The following is a 19,907-nucleotide window of genomic DNA, read 5'->3' on the forward strand; positions in this document are numbered from 1 at the left end:
ACGCCGGGATTCCTAGCGTCGGACGATTGACCTCAAGAGCCTCAATGCTACCGACAGTGAGGCCATGTCGTCGGCCTCGAGCGAGTTGACCTCGTCAAACATGCTCTTTGCCCTGCCCAGCTGCTCGGCATTCTGGCGTTCCCAGTCCTTCAGCCTGTCCTCCGCGGAGTCCCCGGACGCCGTCGACTCGAGTACCGCCGTCGTCATGTCCGAGACGGTGGAATAGAGGTCATCCCGGAGTGCGGCCCTGGCCAGTGCCTGCCACCTGTCCTGGCGCGGCAGGCTGCTGATCCGTTCCAGCAGCGAGTCAGCGTGGAAGCGATTGAACACTGTGTAGTAAACCGCCGCAATCTCCTCCACCGGCTCCTTACGGGCGTGCACGATCTTGGCGATGTCCAGCAGGGCAAAGCTCTCGAAGAGCTCCGCCCAACGGAAGGCAAGCCCGTCCGGAAGGTCCCACCCGTGCGCGGTCTCCAGCCAGCTGACAACGCGGTCACGGTCATCGCCACGGAGATAATCCAGCAGCCGCGCGCGCATCGGGTCCAGGAGCGGCTTGAATTCGGCCACGGTTTCCGCGATGGGCCGGGACGTGCCGCCCTGGGCCAGCAGCCACCGGACAGCACGGTCCAGCAGGCGGCGGATGTCCAGGTGGACGGTGCTCCAGTGTTCGGTGGGGAACGACGCCGGCAGGCTGTTCAACTCCCCCACCATGGTGTTCAGGTCGAAGATCTCGCGGAGCGCCACGAAGGACTTGGCCACAGCCACCTCCGTGGCCGAGGTTTCCTCCATGGTGCGGAAGGCGAACGTGATGCCGCCCATGTTGATCATGTCGTTGGCCACCACCGTGGCAATAATCTCGCGCCGCAGCGGATGGGTGTCCAGTTCGGCGTCGAACCGTTCGCGCAGCTGCTGCGGGAAGTACGCGCGCAGCGTCCCGCGGAACCACGGATCGTCGGCGAGGTCGCTGTCACGCAGCGCCGAGGCCAGCTCGATCTTCGCGTAGGCCGCCAGCACCGAAAGCTCCGGTGACGTCAGCCCCTGGCCCTGGCTCAGGCGCTCCCGCAGGGATTCGGTGCTGGGCAGCGCTTCAAGGTCACGCTTCAGGTCAGCCGATTTCTCCAGCCAGTCCATGAGCCGCTCATAGCTGGGGCTCCACTCGGCCACCCGCATCCGGTCATTCAGGAGCAGGATGTTCTGGTCCACGTTGTCCTCGAGGACCAGCCGACCCACCTCGTCCGTCATGGAGGCGAGGAAGCCTGCCCGTTCCTCCGGGGTCAGCTTGCCCGCAGCCACCATCCGGTCCACAAAGATCTTGATGTTCACTTCATGGTCGGAGCAGTCGACGCCGGCCGAGTTATCGATCGCGTCAGTGTTCAGGATGACCCCCTGCAGGGCTGCTTCAATGCGGCCGCGCTGGGTCATGCCCAGGTTTCCGCCTTCGCCCACCACCTTGACCCGCAGGTCCTTGCCATCCACGCGGATCGCGTCGTTGGCCTTGTCACCCACGGAGGCATTGGTCTCCGTGCTGGCCTTGACATACGTCCCGATCCCGCCGTTGTACAGCAGATCGGCGGGGGCCAGCAGGATGGCGCGGAGGAGTTCCGGCGGGCTCAGCTCCGTGGTCGCCTCGGGCAGCCCCAGCGCGGCCCGGACCTGCGGCGAGACCGGAATGGACTTGGCCTGGCGGGCGTACACGCCGCCGCCTTCGCTAATGAGGGATTTGTCGTAGTCGTCCCACGAGGACCGCGGCAGTTCGAACAGCCTCCGGCGTTCCACGAACGACGATTCCGTTTCCGGTGCGGGGTCAAGGAAGATGTGCCGGTGGTCGAACGCTGCCAGCAGCCGGATATGCCGAGACAGGAGCATGCCGTTGCCAAACACATCGCCTGACATGTCGCCCACGCCCACCACGCTGAACGGCTGGGTCTGGGTATCGACGTCGAGCTCGCTAAAGTGACGTTTGACCGACTCCCAGGCGCCACGGGCCGTGATGCCCATGGCCTTGTGGTCGTAACCCACCGAACCTCCGGAGGCGAACGCGTCACCGAGCCAGAACCCGTATTCTGCGGCCAGCCCGTTGGCGATGTCCGAGAACGTGGCCGTCCCCTTGTCCGCCGCCACCACAAGGTAGGAATCGTCGTCGTCGTGCCTGACAACGTCCGACGGCGGCACTACAGTTTCGCCCTCAGCTCCGGTGACGAGGTTGTCAGTGAGGTCCAGCAGGCCCCGGATGAACGTCTTGTAGCTTTCAACACCCTCAGCCATCCAGGCCGCGCGGTCCGCGGCGGGGTCCGGCAGCTGCTTGGCGAAGAAGCCGCCTTTGGCGCCGGTGGGGACGATGACCGCGTTCTTGACGGTCTGCGCCTTGACCAGGCCAAGGATCTCCGTCCGGAAATCCTCGCGCCGGTCAGACCAGCGCAGGCCGCCGCGGGCCACCTTGCCGAAGCGGAGGTGGACGCCCTCAACCCGCGGGGAATAGACCCAGATTTCGAACATCGGCCGCGGGAACGGCAGCCCCTCAATCCGGGCAGGATCGAGCTTGAAGCTCAGGTGCGTCTTGTACTGGAAGTAGTTGGTGCGGAGGGTCGCCTCGATCAGGTTCGCCAGGGTCCGCAGCACACGGTCGGCGTCGAGCGTTGCCACCTCGTCGATGGCAGCTGACAGCTCGCCGCGGGCTTTCTCCTGCGCCGCAAGGCGCTCAGTCCCGCTCAGGGCGGGATCGAACCGGGCCGCGAAAAGAGCCGTCAGGGCCTTGGTTACATCGGGATTGGCGAGCAGCGTGTCCGCCATGAAGCCCACCGAGTTGGTATTTCCCATCTGCCGCATGTACCGGGCATAGGCCCGCAGGACAGTGATCTGACGCCACTGCATCCCCTCACGCAGCACCAGCCGGTCAAAACTGTCCGACTCAACGGCACCGGATACGGCGGCACCGAACGAGTCAGCCAGCAGCTGTCCCGTAGCCAGCGGATCAATGCCGGCAGGGTATTTCAGCCCGAGATCATACAGGAAGAAATCCCGCTGGTCAGCCGTCTCGATCTCAAAGGGCCGCTCATCGAGCACCTCGAGTCCCAAGTTATGGAAGAACGGCAGGATCTGGCTCAGGCTCTTGGGCTCCAGCATGTACAGCTTGACGCGGGCATCCTCCTCCAGGACTTCACCGGCACCCTTGGGCAAGTACACATGGACGCCCGGCCGCTCCTGCCTGGCACCGGCCGTGCGCTCCGCCTCAGCCCCGTACTTCTCGAACCGGGCGATGTCCTCCAGCGCGTCTTCAACCTCGTAATCCACCCGGTAGCCAGCCGGAAAAGCCTCCGACCAGATCGCGGCGAGCTCCTTCGCCTGTTCATCGGCGCCGCGTTCCCGCAGGACTTCAGCGATGCCCTCACTCCACGAACGGGCTGCCCGGACCAGCCGCGCTTCAAGCTCATCGGCGTTGAAGTGGCTGACCTCGCTGCCCTTGGGCAGGCGGATCCGGAAGAACAGGCGGGCGAGGGCCGATTCGGTCATCCGCGCTTCGTAGTCGATGGACTCAGCCTTGAACGTGGTCCGCAGTTCTTCCTCGATGCGGAGCCGGACATTGGTGGTGTACCGGTCACGCGGAAGGTAGACCACCGCGGACATAAAACGGCCGTAGATGTCCGGCCGGAGGAACAGCCGGGTCCGCCGCCGCTCCTGCAATCTCTGGATGCCGGTTGCCGTGGCCGCCAGGTCCTCGGTCTCGATCTGGAACAGCTCGTCGCGGGGGTACGTCTCCAGGATCCCCAAAAGGTCCTTGCCGGAGTGTGAGTCCGGCGGGAAGCCGGCATTGCCCAGCACGGCGTCCACTTTTTCACGCACGACGGGGATGTTCCGGACGGATCCGGCGTAGGCACTGGTTGCGAACAGGCCGATAAAGCGGCGCTCGCCGTTGACGTTGCCTGCCGCGTCGAAACTCTTCACACCGATGTAGTCAAGGTACGCGGGGCGGTGGACGGTGGACCGTGAGTTTGCCTTGGTGATCACGAGCGCCCGCTTTTCGCGGGCCTTTTTTCGGCCGGCGTCGGTGAGGTGCTGCATATGCGGCGCGCCCGGCTTCGCCCGGAGCAGTCCGAGACCGCTGTCTTCACGCAGTTCCAGTACATCTTCACCGTCGACGGTGACGAGGTCGTACTCACGGTATCCAAGGAAAGTGAAGTTGCCGTCGTCGAGCCAGCGCAAAAGGTCCTGCGCCTGCCGCAGTTCGGCAATCTGGGCCGGGTGGGACACCTGGTCGAGGCTCGCGGCAATCTGTTGGGCTTTGTTGCGCATCTTGGGCCAGTCTTCGACGGCGGCGCGCACGTCGCCCAGGATGCGGTCCAGCCCGTCCAGCAACGACGCCTTTGCCTCGTCGGAGACGCGGTTGATTTCCACGGCGATCCACGACTCCATGTGGGAGGCGTTTTCGCCCTGCGCGATGAGGTGCGACAGCATGGGCATCGCCGCCGTATCACCGCTGGAGAGACCGATATGGGAGGGGACGCGGTCAACTTTGACCAGCTGTCCCGTTTCCCGGTTCCGGGTCACCACGAACAGTGGATGAAGCACAAGTCCGATGGCGGCGTTCTGGCGAACAAGCTCGGCGTTGACCGAGTCAACAAGGAAAGGCATATCGTCCGTGACGACGTAGACGACGCTGCTGTCCGCCTCGTTGACGATGGAAACCTTCGCCTGGCCCGGCTGCCGGTTCGCGGCGACACCGCGGTGGGTTTCCGCCCGGCTGGCCAGCACCTCCGGGGAATAAGTCCGGGCATCTTCTTCGGCAAGGTGCTGGTAATAATCCGCCAGGAACCCCTCCCGGTCACCAATAGCCAAGGCTTGATCCTCCACGCTGGATCCAGACGACATCAACAAACGCCTCCATCACAAGTTTGATGCTGCACCGTTGCAGCTCCTACGGTGAGCCTAGCCCTTTCGCCGAAGCCTTGGTGTGGAAGAAAATACAGAGGATCGGGAAGATCGCTGGACAGCTGCACAAACCAAATCGGCGATCGCCCGCCTGAGCTTGGAATCCGGCGCTGTTTCGAGCAGCAAAGAGCCGCCGAGCAGCGCGGCGTCAGCTGCGGGGCTGTCCGCCGGCAGGAAGGCTGCGATCTCCGCCGACGGGCCATACCGCCCCCACGCATCCTTCAGCTGTCGCTCCGGGGATCTCCCCACCGCCGCCGCCCGGACCTTGTTCATCACCACAACAGGCGACACGTGCGGCACTGCCAGCTCGAGCTCCGCGAGTCCGCGGACCAGCCGGGGAACCCCCACCGGATCGGCGGCCCCCACGGCATAGACGGTGTCCGCCAGTTCCAGGGTCCGCAGGGTCGCGGCATTCCGGCGCGGAGCCATCGTGTCGAAGCTGAGTTCCTCGTCCGCCTCCAGGCAGAAGCCGGTGTCCACAACCACGACGTCGGCAACCTCCTTGGCGCGTTCCAGCACCAGCGACAGTGCTGCTGCCCGTAGTTCGGTCCACCTGTCCGCCCGGGTGATCCCGGTCAGGACCCGGAAAGTTCCAAGTTTGGTGGTGACAGGTGTGGCCACCTTCAGCAGCGCATCGGCGTCGAGCAGTCCCTGGTCCGCAAGCCGGCAGGCCTGCGCGATCCCCGCAGATTCATCCAGCAGGCCCAGGACTGCGGCGATGCTGGCCCCGTAACTGTCGGCGTCGACGAGGAGCACGGATTTCCCATCCGCAGCCAGTTCCCCCGCGATGTTGGCCGCGACGAAGGTCCGGCCGGGTGAACCGGCGGGACCCCACACGGCAATGATCTTTCCCGCCCCGGAGGCCGGCGGCACGTCCGCCTGGGCTGCGGGACGCTGACGCAACGCAGCGCTGGTGTCCCCCAGCCCGCTCCCGAACGTTGCATCCCTGGCGGTGCCTGTCAGCTGGTCAACGGCCTCGGCAATCCTGCCGGCCAGGGCGGCGGACTCTACGCCGGTCAGTGCGGAGGCCACACCGATCCCGCGCAGCCTGGCAGCCTCGTCGGCGTCATCCGTGAGGGCGATGATCGCCACGCCCACGGCACCGAGCCGATCAACGAGCGAAGCAGTCAGGCCCTCGCAGCCGTCAGCCACAACCGCGGCCCGTGCCAGGCCGCTCTGGCAGGCCGCCAGCAGTTCCGTCAGTTCAGTACAGCGACGGACCACCGTGACCGGACCGTGGAGCCGCTCCAACCCGCCCACCACGTCCTCGCGGGCCTGGCCCACAGTGACCACGGGGATACTCATGAGGCCCCGCCCGGGTTCCACACCACTGAAATCTTGGCCTGGTTCGCCTGCGCGCCGAGGATGGCCGGCATCTGGCCGTCGGCAACCAGCACCATCAGCACTGTATTGCGGGAGGACCCCAAGGCCGTGGTGCCGGCGGTCACCTGTGCAATTTCCGCGCCGGGCAGCAGGAGCTTCGGCTCACTGAAGCCGTTGCGGGCATCCGGCAAGGCAACCCAGACGTCCACCCGGGTCCCGGCAACCGCCTGCGGCGGCAGTGCTTCCTCAATGGTCACGGCCACGGGCTTGCGGTCCAACGAATCCACGGTGGCCAGACTTTCCTTGGGCACCAATTGGTTCTTGCCGATTCTTTGGACTGCGACCAACCCGTCGGGGAGCCCTGCTTCAACGGTGACGTAATGCTGTTCGGTCTCACCCAGGCGGACCTTGGCCCGGACCACATTGTCCGCGGTCAGCTTCTCACCCACCGCAATGGAGTCCCGGGCGGCGTAAACCTCGGTGGTCTGATCAGCGCTGCCAACCAGCGAGATCACTCCCACCACCGATGCCAGGACCAGCAGCACGCCAACCAGCAGCCGGGGATCCTTCCACGACGGCGGTTTCAGCCTGGCACCTGTAGTAACAGCATCGTGGCTCATGCTCTTCTCCCCCTAGCTCCGGTCCAGGCGGCTGGCTGCGTCCGGACACCTCATTGTTACGGCATGGGCCCCGGAACAAAAGTCAAAAGACCAAACAACATCAAACTGTGGATAACCGCACCAGATGACGCCTTCAATGGCAAAATGGAGCTATGCCCAGATTCCTGACTCTCGCCGATGTTGCTGAACAGCTGCAAATCAACTCGCCGGCGGCCTATGCCTTGGTCCGCAGCGGAGAACTGAAGGCCATCCAGGTGGGTGGCCGCGGGCAGTGGCGCGTCGAGGAAAAGATGTTGGAGCAATACATCGAAGAGCGTTACGCCGAGGCCAGCCGCATGATCCTGGAAGCCAAAGCCAAGCAAGGCTGATTTTGGCTTTGCGAGTCAGCCCTCGCAACCGCTTGTCCGCTGAGTTTTTGTCCAGGTAATCGCCTCAACGGGCGGCAAAGTCCCATTAGGTGAACAAAGACTCCGGCTCGCGGCTACAGTTCCCCTGCACTCCGTGACCGCAGGGCACCCAGCGCCGCAAACGGAATCGTGGCTACCTGCCGAACCTGTGATGCACGCCGGAACTCCCCGGGGCTGACCAGCGCCAGGTCCAAAAAGTCACTGCCCACCCGGTCGATGACTCCGGCCAGCCCGGTATCCCTTTCCGGCGCGTGGCGCAGAGTGACTGCAAGTTCGGCCCGGTCCCGCGCCAGGCCCCGCAGCGCATGCGCCAATCCGATCCGGCGCCGCACCTGCGAAGTCTCGGCCACGGAGCCGCGGCCAAGGCCCGCATAGCGTGCCACCGCGCCGTACGGGACCAGGACCTGGCGACGCAACTCGTTCAGGACCAGCGCATCGGCGCCGGCATGGCTCAGGGTTCCTTCGAAGGCGCGCCCACACGCCAGGTACACGGCCACGTGGCTGTTCAAGGAACCCCGCAAGCGGTCGGCCAGAACGACGGAGGCCGTTTCCGCTCTTGCCCGCTCAGAGATCTCGGCATCGACGGCCAGCCGCTCGCCCTCGGCGAACTGTGCCTCCATATCACTGAACAGAGCATCCCAACGCATGGGGCCAAGCGTAGGGTGCGGGTTTGTTCGCGGTCAATTCACCAACGACTTCACTCCAGTCTCTGGACAAATCCAGCATAAGTGCGTCAAACTGAACCTAGATACATCAAATGGCATCAAGCAGTATCAAACAGCATCAACATGAGATAGGAACATCATGACGGCAGCTACAGCACGTGGGCTCCGCGCAGACGCCGTCATGGCGGCGTCCATCCTCCTGTTGGGATTCTTCCTCTGCGTTGCCGGCGGGGGCATGGTGGGCCGATGGCAACTGTCCACAGCACGCCGGCAAGGCCCGGACCTCGATGACCTACTCGGTGCCGTGGCTGTCGCCGCAGGGCTGGCCATCGTGGCGTGGTGGATCTTCTCGATGGTTTTGGCGTCAGCGGCTGCCGTCCTGGACAGGTGCGGCAGGCGGCGGGCCGCCGACAGGGCCGGCAAGTGCTGCCCGGCATTTATGCGCCGGCTCGCTGTGGCCGCACTGTCGGTGCAACTACTGTCGGCACCGCTGGCTCACGCAGCCGTCCCACCGGCCGGACCCGCCTGGGTACCCACGCAGGAAGTGGCGGTCCAGGACGTACCGGTCCACGGCGCAGCCATCCAGGCCCAGTGGTCTCCCACAAGCGGCCACCGGCAGCTCCCGGAACCGGAGGGCAAACACCCTGCAGACACGGGAGGACAGACCACCGAAACTCCTGCGGCGGCGGTCCGGCCAGACTGGCGTCCCAGCCCGCCGGTCCCGGACCCCGGCCTGCTGGCGGCCCAGCCCGTCCGGGCGGAACAGGTCCCACCGTCGCCATTGAGTGAGGTCACGGTACTGGCGGGCGACACACTCTGGGACATCGCTTCCCGCCACTTGGGCCCGGCGGCTTCGGATGTGGATGTCGCCTTGCACTGGCCCCGCTGGTACGAGGCCAACAAATCCCGGATCGGCGAAAGCCCGCATGTCCTGCTGCCCGGGCAGATTTTGAAAGCACCTTCCACGGCCTAACCGACGTTCCGATATTCATCAGCTCACGATTAAGGGGAATCACATGTACGCAGTTACGCCAATCCGCTCCGCCACGGTCAACCCGGGCCGCGCGGCAGCAGTCCGACAGGTTCCTCTGCGTACCACTACCGCGGCGGTCGCGCCGCTGCGTGCCGCAGACGAAGCCTCCGAAATCCTGGCGATCACCCGCAGCACAGTGCAGGCGGCCATGGAAGTCCTCGCCGGCATCCGGCCGATCCACCAGCTCGCCCGCCGCCTGGATCCGCGCTGCCTCGCCGTGCTGCAGCACCGTGCGGTCCTGATCCGCCGCGAACAGTCGCGCTCTGCCTCGCCGTCCCTGGCCCGGCTGCACAAGAACTCCATCGTGCGTTCCGTCCGGGCCTGCGAGGTCGCCCCGGGCATCTATGAGGCAAGCGCCGTGGTGGTTGATGACATCCGGGCACGGGCAGTTGCGGTCCGGCTTGAACGCAGCAAGCAGGTCTGGCGCGTGACCGAGTTTATGGTCGGCTGAACCGCTTGCCCACGAATGCAGAAGTGCCCGGAGCTGAGGCTCCGGGCACTTCCAATGTCGAACTATTTCAGTGACGATCTATTGCAGTGTCGACCTGTGGCTGATCAGCCACGATCCCTGCCGTCAGCGGCGCTTTTTCTTGGCCGGACGCTTGGTGGCGTCCTGCGCTGCAGCCTTGGCGGGATTTCCGGACCGTGAAGAGACACGACCCTCCACCCGGGTCTGGGATGCGCCGTCTTCGCCCGGAGCGGTGTACTGCAGCTGGGCAGGCTTCTCGGGCGCCTCCAGGCCGGCAGCGTGGATCTGCGGCTCAACACGCTCGGTGTGGCCACCTGCTGCGTCCGGCACCACCACATCCTGGGCTGGAGTCACCTCAACTTCAAGGTTGAACAGGAACCCGACGCTTTCCTCGCGGATGGCCTCCATCATGCTCTGGAACATAACAAAGCCCTCGCGCTGGTATTCCACCAGCGGGTCACGCTGTGCCATTGCGCGCAGTCCGATGCCTTCCTTGAGGTAGTCCATCTCATAGAGGTGTTCCTGCCACTTGCGCCCGATGACCGACAGCACCACGCGGCGTTCCAGCTCGCGCATGCTCTCGGCGCCGATGGTCTCTTCCCGTGTCTGGTAGACCACGCGGGCGTCGGAGAGCAGCTCCTCCTTGAGGAATTCAACAGTGAGCTTGGACTTGCCGCCGGCTTCCTCGATGATCTCATCCGCTGTGACGCTGACGGGGTAGAGCGTCTTGAGGTTGGTCCACAGCTGGGTATAGTCCCAGTCATCGCCATTGCCTTCGGCCGTGGCGGAGTCGATCAGGGCGGTGATGGTGTCCTCCACGAAGAACTGGACCTTCTCGTGCAGGTCGTCACCTTCGAGGATCCGGCGGCGGTCACCGTAGATGGCTTCGCGCTGGCGGTTCAGGACGTCGTCGTACTTGAGTACGTTCTTGCGCTGCTCGGCGTTGCGGCCTTCCACCTGGCCCTGGGCAGACGCGATGGCCCGGGAAACCAGTTTGGATTCCAACGCCACATCATCCGGGACGGAACTGTTCATCAACCGTTCGGCCGCGCCGGAGTTGAAGAGCCGCATCAGGTCATCGGTCAGGGAGAGGTAGAAGCGTGATTCGCCGGGGTCGCCCTGGCGGCCGGAGCGGCCACGGAGCTGGTTGTCGATGCGGCGGGACTCGTGCCGCTCAGTTCCCAGGACATACAGCCCGCCGAGGTTCAGTACTTCCTCGTGTTCGTCCTTTACGGACTGCTTGGCCGTCTCCAGGGCAGCCGGCCACGCGGCCTCGTACTCTTCGGAATTCTCTTCCGGGTCCAGCCCTCGCTTGGCCAGATCGGCCACCGCAGTGAATTCGGCGTTGCCGCCCAGCATGATGTCAGTGCCTCGGCCTGCCATGTTGGTGGCCACCGTGACAGCACCCTTGCGTCCGGCCTGCGCCACGATGGCCGCTTCACGGGCGTGGTTCTTGGCGTTCAGGACTTCGTGCCTGATGCCCTCCTTGGCGAGCAGCCCGGAGAGGTATTCGCTTTTTTCGACACTCGTTGTGCCCACAAGGATCGGCTGGCCCTGTTCGTGACGCTCGGCAATGTCCTTCACGACGGCGTCGAACTTCACCTTTTCATTCTTGAACACGAGGTCCGACTGGTCGATCCGCTGCATGTCCCGGTTGGTGGGGATGGCCACCACGCCGAGCTTGTACGTGCCCATGAACTCGGCGGCCTCAGTCTCGGCCGTGCCGGTCATGCCTGCCAGCTTGGAGTACATCCGGAAGTAGTTCTGGAGCGTCACCGTGGCCAGGGTCTGGTTTTCGGCCTTGATCTCCACGGCTTCCTTGGCCTCGATGGCCTGGTGCATGCCCTCGTTGTAGCGGCGGCCGGCCAGGATGCGGCCAGTGTGTTCGTCAACGATGAGCACTTCGCCGTCGAGGATGACGTAGTCCTTGTCCCGCTTGAACAGTTCCTTGGCCTTGATGGCGTTGTTCAGGAACCCGATGAGCGGAGTGTTCGCGGATTCGTAGAGGTTCTGGATGCCCAGGTAGTCCTCCACCTTTTCGATGCCGCTCTCCAGGACACCGACGGTGCGCTTCTTCTCGTCCGCCTCGTAGTCCTCGCCGGCCTTCAGGCGCTGCACCACCTTGGCAAATTCGCTGTACCACCGGTTGGTGTCGCCCTGGGCAGGGCCGGAAATGATGAGCGGCGTGCGGGCTTCGTCGATGAGGATGGAGTCGACCTCATCAACAATGGCGAAGTTGTGGCCACGCTGGACCAGCTCTGATTGGTCCCACGCCATGTTGTCGCGCAGGTAGTCAAAGCCGAATTCGTTGTTGGTGCCGTAGGTGATGTCCGCGGCGTACTGCTGCCGGCGCACCGCGGGATCCTGGTTGGACAGGATGCAACCGCTGGTCAGGCCAAGGAAACGGTAGACCCGGCCCATAAGGTCTGACTGGTATTCGGCAAGGTAGTCGTTCACCGTGATGACGTGGACGCCATTGCCGGCGAGGGCATTAAGGTAGGCCGGCGCGGTGGCCACGAGCGTCTTGCCTTCGCCGGTCTTCATTTCGGCGATATTGCCCAGGTGGAGGGCGGCGCCACCCATTAGCTGGACGTCAAAGTGACGCATGCCCAGGGTGCGGGTTGAGGCCTCGCGCACGGCGGCGAAAGCCTCCGGGAGGAGATCGTCCAGTTGCTCGCCGTCCTGGTGGCGGGCGCGGAGGTGGTCTGTTTCCTCGCGGAGCTCAGCATCCGTGAAGGTTTTGAACGAGTCTTCGAGCGCATTGATGGAGTCGGCATAGTTCCGCAGTTGCCGCAGGGTTTTTTTGTCACCCGTGCGGAGAAGTTTTTCGATAAGTGATGCCACGTGAAGATACTCCCAGTCTTATGCTGCCGAATTCTGGCGTTTTTAGTCTACGGGAGAGACACAGGCCACGCGGCCGGTGTTCCCTGAGAGCGGAGCGCACCGGCGCGGTGGTGCAGGGCGCCCGCGAGGGACTCTGCCAGGTCCCCGACCGGGCTGACCACAATGTCGTCCAGCTCCAGCCATTCGGCCATCAGTTCCAGCTCGGCGGCGAGTTCGACGGCGGTCCCTGGCGGTGCGTCCGGCTCACCGTAGGCGGACCTGACCAGCAGATTTCCTGCCGCACGGTCCGCTTTAAGGTCCACCCGCGCCACGATGGTGTCACCCAGGAGAAAGGGCAGGACGTAGTACCCGAAGCGTCGGAGGTGCGCGGGCGTGTAAATCTCGATCCGGAAGTGGAACCCGAAGAGCTCCTCAAGCCGGCGCCGCTCGAAGACCAGGGAGTCAAAGGGACTGAGCAAGGCCCGCCCCGCTGCCCGCCGCGGCATTGTGGCGTCGGCATGGAGGAATACCTTCCGGTCCCAGCCTACGACAGCCACCGGTTCGAGCCTCCCTATGCTGACGAGATGGTCCACCGAGGCGGCGGCTGCCTTGACCGGTGTACGGAAGTAGTCCGCGAAGCACTTCACGGTTCCGATGCCATGGGCTTGCGCCGCCGCGTCGATGAGCCGATGCAAGGCCTCAACAGGGTCCGGCGTGGCTTCGAGGGCCAGCCGACGCGGCAGCACCTTAGCCGTCAGCGTGTACTTTCGCTCGAACTGTTCGGTTCTGGACGCCGCGGAAATGGTGCCCGCCTCGAACAGGTCTTCAAGCACGCGTTTGACGGCGTTCCAGTTCCATCCCCAGTTGTCGTCCCGCCGGTCCTCCACGTGCCCGATGTTCACCGTCAGTTCCGCCGCCGTCATGGGCCGCCCTGCGGCGAGGGCGTCGAGAATCTTTCCAGCCACCGCGTCGCGCAGGTCCGGGTCGAGGGCGGACGCACCCACCCACGTGCGTTTCTGCCACAACCGGAGGTCCTGGAAGTGCTCGGGCCGGATGAAGCTGGCCTCGTGCGCCCAGTACTCCATCATGCGTCGGGGAGGCGAACTGGCCATCCGCTGAAGAATGGTGCGGTCATAGTTGCCGAGCCTTGAAAAGAAGGGCAGAAAGTGACTGCGGGACAACACGTTGACGGAATCGATCTGGACAAGCTGGATCCGGGCAATGGTACGGCCCACCGTCCGTGAGGTCACGGGGCCGGCGGGCCGTCCTTTGTCGAGTCCCTGAGCTGCCAAGGCGATCCGCCGGGCCTGGATAAGGCTCAGCGTCGCTGGCACATCCGTCCTTTCATTGAGGGGTGCGAACCGCCCTAGACTTTTGCAGCCTCGTCATCGGAACGGTAGGCGAGGATTTTTTCTTCGACGGCCGTCTCCCCCGGTTCGCATTCGTGGTCCAGGGTGATCACCCCGTACGTCCAGCCACGGCGCCGGTAGACCACCGAGGGCGTGTTGGTGGCCTTGTCCACAAACAGGTAGAAATCGTGGCCCACGAGCTCCATGTTGTCCACAGCATCGTCAAGGGTGAGGGAGGCCGCAGGGAAAACTTTGCGCCGGATCAGCACCGGGGAGTCCCCAGCCGGAATGTCGTTCTCGACCTCGTAGGGCGATCGTTCAACAGGTGCAGCCTGGGGTTCGCTGCGATGGCTCGCCTCGACGTAAAGGGGCTCACTGGTACTTGCGGGTTCCAGTGTCGCGGTGGCCTCACGCACTGCCTTGGGGGTGTGGCGCCCGTGGTGGACCTTCTTGCGGTCCTTGGCGCGGCGGAGACGTTCCAGCAGCTTGGTGTAGGCGAGATCGAACGCAGCGAATTTGTCTGCGGCGCTGGCTTCGGCACGGATTACGGGTCCCCGGCCCAGAACCGTAACTTCAACGGTGAGCTGGTCGCCGGTCTGGCGCGCATTCGTTTCCTTGGAAACCTTCGCGTCAACCCGCTGGACCTTGTCGCCAAGTGACTCGATCTTCGAGATCTTCTCACCGGCGTATTCGCGGAAGCGGTCTGAGACCGTCAGATTTCGTCCGCTAATCATAAACTCCATGGTGCCCTCCAAATGACTTCGGTGACACGACGGCGGCACATCCCACGGGCCGATCTGCTTGACAGTCGAGCCCCTTTCCGAGCCGCCATCGAAAGGTACAACTTGTTCTTGGTACCCACAACCGACGTTAGTTCATAGCCACCTGTTATTCATCCTTTCTTCGTTTATTTTTTTCTTAGACGGGCAGCGTTCCGCCAGCTCCCGGGGCGGGCTATTCGCCGCCAGCTGAATCCGGCGGGCGTGTCGCGGCAAGGACCACCGCCCCCACCACCACGGCGCCGCTGACGTGCAGCGCGCGGGCTGCTTCCGCGAGTGTGGCCCCCGTGGTGAGGACGTCGTCGACAATGATGCAGCGGCGTCCGGCCACCCGCGAGCACTGGCGTTTCGGGACCTTCATGGACCCCTTGACCCGGCTCGCCCTGGCACCGCGGCCGAGTCCCTTTTGGCCTCCAGGCAGCCGCTCCGGCGCGGCGCGGCGCCGGGCTTTCCGGATCACGTCCACCACCGGCGTTCCGCGGATGGTGGTCCCCCGACGCAGCTCTGCGAGCAGGAGGTGGACCGGGCTGAATCCCCTTTTGATGTAGCCAGCCGTACTGCTGGGCACCGGAACCAGGCAGACGCCGTCGACGCCGGCCACGGACGCGGCAATGCCCTGCCCCAGTCCGCGCGCCAGGACTGACGTGAGCTGGTGCTGGCCATGGCTCTTGAACGAAAGCACGGCCTGCGCCAGCTCCTCGCGGTACACCCCGGCCGCCACTACGGGAAGGATCAGGCCGCCGTCGACGTTCATCAGGGCCGGCGCCTGCTCCTCTGCCCGGAACGGGTGCCTGGTCAGCAGGCGGACGTGGCGTTCGCACATGACGCACAGGGCCAGGTCCTCCGCGCCGCAGCAGACGCAGTCCACAGGGACGGCAAGTGCCAGCAGCTCCGCGGCGGCCGCGCCCATCTGGTCGGCGGCCCGCAGCCACAGGCGGCGGTGGCCGCCGCGATGCTTGGCGGACTGCAGCGGAGACGGCAGGAGGTCCGGATCCAGGCTTGCGGCACTTCCGCCGGGACTGCCCCAGCAACGGCCCCCAACGCGGCCCCCGGACCGGCGCACAGGCGCGTGGGGAGCAGGCGAGTGGCGGGCAGGAGGACGTCCGGGCTGAACTTCGGTCACACCCCATGGTGGCCTGCGTATCGCAGCCCCGGAACCTCGGGACCGCGCTATGTGGAAAGCTACCCAGGGAATGAGGGGTCGATGGGGCCCTTCAGCTGGGGCGACCAGCCGTTGCCCAGCCGCTGGAAGATGCCCTCGGCCGACTGGCCGTAGATTTCCTCCAGCCCGTTGCCGGCGCTGAGCCACACGAGGCCGGGCCACGGCGCCAACTGCTGGGGTTGTCCGGAGGTGAGGGACAGCAGCTCCGGCGTGACGGTCGAGCCTGCCGAGGCTTTCATCACGGCTACCGTTGTGTCGTTCACCCAGACGCCCCGGTCCGGATCACCCGAAGCCACCAGCGTGATCGGGGCAGTCAGTTCCCGTGGTGTCCCGTCGGCGTTCCGGATGATCCCGGCAATCTGCACCTTCGTCTTGCCGTTCTGTTCCGAAATGACCAGCGCCCGGACGCCCTCGCGGGAGATCCTCAACTCCTTGACGGTTCTTGCGGCCAGCCACGACGGCGTGAGCGTAACGGTGGGAACAGCGGCACCTTCGGCAACTCCGATGGGCCGGTAGGCCACCACCTCCGTACCGCCGGTAGCTCCCGGCCCTGCGGCCCACACCCAGTCATGAATACTGAAGGACGGGTGCGTAATGGTGCTGCGCGTTGTCAGCGCACGGGCCGGCTGTCCCGGCACCATGCTGTAGAGCGTCGTCCGGCTTTCGTTGAGGAAGGCAACGGTCTGGGACACCGGAGATTCCGCCGGGTAGCGGGGCCCGAGCGATGAAACTGGCTGCATATCCGGCAGCGGGGACACCCTGTTGTTTTCGTAGCGAACCAGCTCATTGCCGCTGACGGCGATCTCGCGGACCGGCACGTTTTTGTCCCGCACCGGGGGCAACACCGAACCGTTGTCTTCGACGCGGACCAGGTCCTGGTTGGCATGCAACTCCACATTAACGACGTCGGGCTGGCTTCGGAACGTGAGCGAAAGCTGCGTTTGCATCCGGAGCCTGTCCTCCGTGGACGCCTCGGTGAGTTCCTTGGCGGTGAGGTCCACCTGCGCGGCGCCGGACACCACCGGAACCGATTCGCGGGCGAGTTTGATGCCGGACGGGAAGGCGCTGACCACCGCGCCGCGAAGGTACGGCGCGGGGCCGGCAAGCAGGGCACTGGTCATGGCTTTGACGGTCTTGTTCTTGATGAACCAGCGGACGTCAGGCACGGCATAGGTGAAGCTGGGATCGTAGAAGTAGATGGGGTAGGCGCCGTAGATGACCTTGAAGGTTTCCTCCGGGATCGCTGTTCCGTCCGGGATGGCTGAGATCCGCCATTCGCCGTCCACCTGCGTGAGAGTGGCCGGAATGTTCTCGATGGTGCCTTCGGGCATCTGGGTGGCGATGCCGTCAACATCCACGCTATAGGCAACGTCCAGCTGGTAGTTGTAGACGTTGTCGACGCCGGTGCCCACCACTTTCGCCTCGCGGTACACCAGCGCGCGCTGGTCGGGTTTCCAGGACACTGACGCTGCCTGCGTCAGGTATTCGCGGGCCACCGCGTAGTCCCCCTCGTATCCGGTACCGGCACGGTAGAAGTAATCAATGATGTTTTCCGGAGTAGCGCCGGGCTGGGGGGCGGCCGGGAGGAACACCGGAGCGTTGACGTTGCCGGCGCTGCCTTCCGCGCTCTTCCCCACCGGCCCGGCCGTGGGAATGCGCGCGCAGGAGGCCAGAAGCAGGACAACGACGAACAGCACAACGCTCCTCTTCAGCATTGCCCGCACTTTTCGTCCCGTCATGAAGACTCCTTCGGTGTTGCGCCTGTCCCGGCGGGGGTACGCCCGGTGCCCTGGCCACGCCCGCCGCCAGCGGGGACGTCAGGCGCCCCAGTGGGGCCGGGCCCCAGGACCAGCACGTTTTTCGAATGTGGGACGTCGGGGAGGATGATGTCCTCCGGCTCAAGCTGCACGGGTGAGCGGTCGATCTCCTCGCCCTGGCGCAACGGAATGGTCAGCCGGAAGTTGGCCCCTCTACCCTTGTTTCCCCATGCCTGCAGCCAGCCGTTATGGAGTTTGGTGTCTTCCATTGCGATGGACAGGCCCAGTCCGCTGCCTCCGGTGGTGCGGGCCCGCGCCGGATCCGCACGCCAGAACCGGTCAAAGACACGGGCGGCTTCGGCCGGGGTCATGCCGATCCCCTGATCCCGGACTGCAACTCCCACCGCTGACTGGTTGGCTGAGACAGTTACGGTGACCGGCCTGCCTTCGCCATGCTCCACTGCGTTCAGGATGAGGTTCCGCAGGATCCTGTCGATCCTTCTGGCGTCCATCTCCGCGACAATTCCCTCCGCGGGCGCCCGGAGGATGATCTCCGAGCCGTATTCGGCCGCGACGGGCGCCGCCCCGTCAATGACGTGGGCGATCACCTGCAGGATGTCCTCGGGCTCGGCGTCGAGCATGGCCACGCCGGCGTCGAAGCGGGAGATCTCGAGCAGGTCGGCCAGCAGGGACTGGAACCTCTCCACCTGGTTGTACAGGAGTTCGGCGGAGCGCTTGTTGATGGGGTCGAAGTCGTGGCGGGCGTCGTACAGCACTTCCGCGGCCATCCGGACGGTGGTCAGGGGCGTGCGAAGCTCGTGGGAGACGTCGGAGACAAAACGCTGCTGCATCTGGGACAGCATGGCCAGCTGGGTGATCTGTTCCTGGAGGCTGGCGGCCATATGGTTGAACGATGCCCCGAGGCGGGCAACCTCGTCTTCGCCTTTGACCACCATCCGCTCCTGCAATTGGCCGGCAGCGAGCTTCTCCGACACCAGGGCAGCGTGGCTGACCGGGCTGACAACATTGCGGGTGACGTACCAGGCGATGGCCCCGATCATCAGCACCAGCACCGCGCCGCCGGCCAGGAGGACGCCCTGGATTTCGTCGAGCGTCTGCTGGGCGGTGTTGACGTCATAGATCAGGTAGAGCTCGTACACGGTCCCGTTGAAGGTCACCAGGTTGCCCACGGCGATGCCCGGCCTGTCCTCGGTACCTACCGGAATCACGGTGGAGGTCCAGTACTGGTCCTTGCCTGAATCCTGTACCGCCGTACGGAGTTCAGGCGGGATGACGCTGACGGTCAGCTGGTCCGAGGCCCGCGACTCCACCCAGCGGTTCCGGGGCTTGGTCTGTTCGGGCTTGGCTTCGAAAACGTAGCGGCGCTGGATGACGGAGCCGCGGCCCTCCACGGCATTCAAAGTGTCGTAGACCAGGGTGATGACGCTGGACTGGTCGGTGACCTGGGCGCCGTCGAACGTCTCCTGGACCTGCTTGACGTAGTAACGGGTCTCGGATTCGGCCTGGGTGAGGCGCTCCTGGAACAGGTTGTTGGCGATCTGGTTGGACAGGTAGGCGCCCACGGCGCCAAAGGATGTCACGGCCAACAGCAGCGTGGTGAGGACTGTCCGGAACTGCAGGGACCGGCGCCAGCGCCGACGCATGGCCCGCCCGGCAAAACGGACCGCAGGGAAGAAACGGGTCACGCCGAGACGGACAAGGCGGCCCACCCGTAGCCCCACGATTACTCCACGGCGCCGCCAGATCCGTGCCCGGAATGGCAGCGTTGCCAGCTCCGACGGCAGAGCATCCGTGTGCTCCGGGCCCTTGGCTGCGGGAAGGTCCGGGGCGCGGTGCGCTTCTGGTCCTGAGGGCTCAGGAACCTGCTTTGTAGCCGACACCACGAACCGTCAATACAACTTCGGGAGCTTCCGGATCCCGTTCAATTTTTGACCGGAGGCGCTGGACGTGGACGTTGACCAGCCGGGTGTCCGCCGCGTGGCGGTAGCCCCAGACCTGCTCCAGCAGCAGCTCACGGGTGAACACCTGCCAGGGCTTCCGCGCCAGGGCTACGAGGAGGTCAAACTCCAGGGGCGTGAGGGAAATCCGCTCATCGGCACGCTTCACGGTGTGGCCGGCCACGTCGATGGTGATGTCAGCGATCCGCAGCGTTTCAGGCGCCTTCTGGTCGCCGGGCCGCAGGCGGGCACGCACGCGTGCCACGAGTTCGGCGGGTTTGAACGGCTTGGGCACGTAGTCGTCTGCGCCGGACTCAAGGCCGCGGACGACGTCGGACGTATCCGACTTGGCCGTGAGCATGACGATGGGCACGTCCGATTCGGAGCGGATCTGCCGGCAGACCTCGATGCCGTCCACGCCGGGCAGCATCAGGTCAAGCAGCACGAGGTCAGGCTTCGATGAACGGAAAATATCCAGCGCCTGGCTGCCATCGGCGCAAAAAACCGGCTCAAAGCCGTCATTGCGCAGAACAATCCCAATCATTTCGGCCAGCGCTTCGTCATCGTCAACTACCAGAATGCGTGCCTTCATAGTTATATATTCCCTTATTGAACAGGGTTTGTCCTGTTGAACGG

14 protein-coding genes are annotated in these 19,907 nt (G+C 64.8%); 3 read left to right on the forward strand and 11 right to left on the reverse strand.

What is annotated here, in order from left to right; all coding sequences use genetic code 11:
- Positions 1 to 12 precede the first annotated feature (12 nt).
- The 3 genes from NG696_RS19995 to NG696_RS20005 are packed head-to-tail and all read right to left on the reverse strand — an operon-like array spanning position 13 to position 6,869.
- Complete coding sequence (locus tag NG696_RS19995; protein ID WP_252576540.1) at positions 13 to 4,866, reverse strand: NAD-glutamate dehydrogenase; 4,854 nt, start codon at positions 4,864 to 4,866, stop codon at positions 13 to 15.
- A 57-nt stretch (positions 4,867 to 4,923) separates the two neighbouring features.
- Positions 4,924 to 6,231, reverse strand: a complete 1,308-nt coding sequence (locus NG696_RS20000; protein ID WP_252576541.1) for a CpaE/TadZ family protein — start codon at positions 6,229 to 6,231, stop codon at positions 4,924 to 4,926.
- Positions 6,228 to 6,869 carry an SAF domain-containing protein gene (locus NG696_RS20005; protein WP_252567259.1) on the reverse strand — a complete coding sequence of 214 codons (642 nt, stop codon included), beginning with the start codon at positions 6,867 to 6,869 and terminating at the stop codon, positions 6,228 to 6,230. Before NG696_RS20005 ends, NG696_RS20000 begins: the two co-directional genes overlap by 4 nt.
- Before the next feature lie 152 nt (positions 6,870 to 7,021).
- On the opposite strand from NG696_RS20005, the gene NG696_RS20010 reads away from it, so the two are divergent.
- Positions 7,022 to 7,237 (forward strand): helix-turn-helix domain-containing protein, encoded by a 216-nt coding sequence (locus NG696_RS20010; RefSeq protein WP_252567261.1) that lies wholly within the window; start codon positions 7,022 to 7,024, stop codon positions 7,235 to 7,237.
- 113 nt (positions 7,238 to 7,350) lie between these two features.
- Here the strand turns inward: NG696_RS20010 and NG696_RS20015 are convergent, their stop codons facing one another.
- Positions 7,351 to 7,923, reverse strand: coding sequence for a hypothetical protein (locus NG696_RS20015; protein WP_252567263.1), 573 nt, complete (start codon positions 7,921 to 7,923; stop codon positions 7,351 to 7,353).
- Positions 7,924 to 8,080: 157 nt separating this feature from the next.
- Here NG696_RS20015 and NG696_RS20020 point away from each other — a divergent pair, with 157 nt between their 5' ends.
- Both NG696_RS20020 and NG696_RS20025 read left to right on the forward strand, forming a co-directional pair.
- Positions 8,081 to 8,914, forward strand: coding sequence for a LysM peptidoglycan-binding domain-containing protein (locus NG696_RS20020; RefSeq protein WP_252567265.1), 834 nt, complete (start codon positions 8,081 to 8,083; stop codon positions 8,912 to 8,914).
- Positions 8,915 to 8,957: 43 nt separating this feature from the next.
- Positions 8,958 to 9,425 carry an Rv3235 family protein gene (locus tag NG696_RS20025; RefSeq protein ID WP_252576542.1) on the forward strand — a complete coding sequence of 156 codons (468 nt, stop codon included), beginning with the start codon at positions 8,958 to 8,960 and terminating at the stop codon, positions 9,423 to 9,425.
- A gap of 123 nt (positions 9,426 to 9,548) precedes the next feature.
- Here the strand turns inward: NG696_RS20025 and secA are convergent, their stop codons facing one another.
- The 7 genes from secA to mtrA all read right to left on the reverse strand — a co-directional run bounded on the left by secA (position 9,549) and on the right by mtrA (position 19,863).
- Positions 9,549 to 12,287 carry a preprotein translocase subunit SecA gene (gene secA, locus NG696_RS20030; protein WP_252576543.1) on the reverse strand — a complete coding sequence of 913 codons (2,739 nt, stop codon included), beginning with the start codon at positions 12,285 to 12,287 and terminating at the stop codon, positions 9,549 to 9,551.
- 47 nt (positions 12,288 to 12,334) lie between these two features.
- Positions 12,335 to 13,600 (reverse strand): winged helix-turn-helix domain-containing protein, encoded by a 1,266-nt coding sequence (locus NG696_RS20035; RefSeq protein WP_252567271.1) that lies wholly within the window; start codon positions 13,598 to 13,600, stop codon positions 12,335 to 12,337.
- Positions 13,601 to 13,632: 32 nt separating this feature from the next.
- Positions 13,633 to 14,358, reverse strand: coding sequence for a ribosome hibernation-promoting factor, HPF/YfiA family (hpf, locus tag NG696_RS20040; protein WP_252567272.1), 726 nt, complete (start codon positions 14,356 to 14,358; stop codon positions 13,633 to 13,635).
- A 211-nt stretch (positions 14,359 to 14,569) separates the two neighbouring features.
- Positions 14,570 to 15,517 carry a ComF family protein gene (locus NG696_RS20045; RefSeq protein WP_252576544.1) on the reverse strand — a complete coding sequence of 316 codons (948 nt, stop codon included), beginning with the start codon at positions 15,515 to 15,517 and terminating at the stop codon, positions 14,570 to 14,572.
- A 59-nt stretch (positions 15,518 to 15,576) separates the two neighbouring features.
- Complete coding sequence (locus NG696_RS20050) at positions 15,577 to 17,295, reverse strand: LpqB family beta-propeller domain-containing protein (protein ID WP_252567276.1); 1,719 nt, start codon at positions 17,293 to 17,295, stop codon at positions 15,577 to 15,579.
- Positions 17,292 to 19,217 carry an MtrAB system histidine kinase MtrB gene (gene mtrB, locus NG696_RS20055; protein ID WP_374208678.1) on the reverse strand — a complete coding sequence of 642 codons (1,926 nt, stop codon included), beginning with the start codon at positions 19,215 to 19,217 and terminating at the stop codon, positions 17,292 to 17,294. The genes NG696_RS20050 and mtrB overlap by 4 nt, the downstream gene beginning before the upstream one ends.
- Positions 19,189 to 19,863 (reverse strand): MtrAB system response regulator MtrA, encoded by a 675-nt coding sequence (mtrA, locus tag NG696_RS20060; protein WP_056343773.1) that lies wholly within the window; start codon positions 19,861 to 19,863, stop codon positions 19,189 to 19,191. Before mtrA ends, mtrB begins: the two co-directional genes overlap by 29 nt.
- Between the last annotated feature and the right edge of the window lie 44 nt (positions 19,864 to 19,907).

Origin of the sequence: Pseudarthrobacter cellobiosi (genome assembly GCF_023913755.1) — a bacterium.
In the GTDB taxonomy this organism is placed as follows: domain Bacteria; phylum Actinomycetota; class Actinomycetes; order Actinomycetales; family Micrococcaceae; genus Arthrobacter; species Arthrobacter cellobiosi.

Excerpts from the sequence above, each read along its gene's own strand:
- NG696_RS20050 (WP_252567276.1), bottom strand. The coding sequence starts at position 17,295 with ATGACGGGACGAAAAGTGCGGGCAATGCTGAAGAGGAGCGTTGTGCTG.
- NG696_RS20015 (WP_252567263.1), bottom strand. The coding sequence starts at position 7,923 with ATGCGTTGGGATGCTCTGTTCAGTGATATGGAGGCACAGTTCGCCGAG.
- NG696_RS20000 (WP_252576541.1), bottom strand. The coding sequence starts at position 6,231 with ATGAGTATCCCCGTGGTCACTGTGGGCCAGGCCCGCGAGGACGTGGTG.
- mtrA (WP_056343773.1), bottom strand. The coding sequence starts at position 19,863 with ATGAAGGCACGCATTCTGGTAGTTGACGATGACGAAGCGCTGGCCGAA.
- NG696_RS20020 (WP_252567265.1), top strand. The coding sequence starts at position 8,081 with ATGACGGCAGCTACAGCACGTGGGCTCCGCGCAGACGCCGTCATGGCG.
- NG696_RS20010 (WP_252567261.1), top strand. The coding sequence starts at position 7,022 with ATGCCCAGATTCCTGACTCTCGCCGATGTTGCTGAACAGCTGCAAATC.
- NG696_RS20005 (WP_252567259.1), bottom strand. The coding sequence starts at position 6,869 with ATGAGCCACGATGCTGTTACTACAGGTGCCAGGCTGAAACCGCCGTCG.
- hpf (WP_252567272.1), bottom strand. The coding sequence starts at position 14,358 with ATGGAGTTTATGATTAGCGGACGAAATCTGACGGTCTCAGACCGCTTC.
- NG696_RS20025 (WP_252576542.1), top strand. The coding sequence starts at position 8,958 with ATGTACGCAGTTACGCCAATCCGCTCCGCCACGGTCAACCCGGGCCGC.
- NG696_RS19995 (WP_252576540.1), bottom strand. The coding sequence starts at position 4,866 with ATGTCGTCTGGATCCAGCGTGGAGGATCAAGCCTTGGCTATTGGTGAC.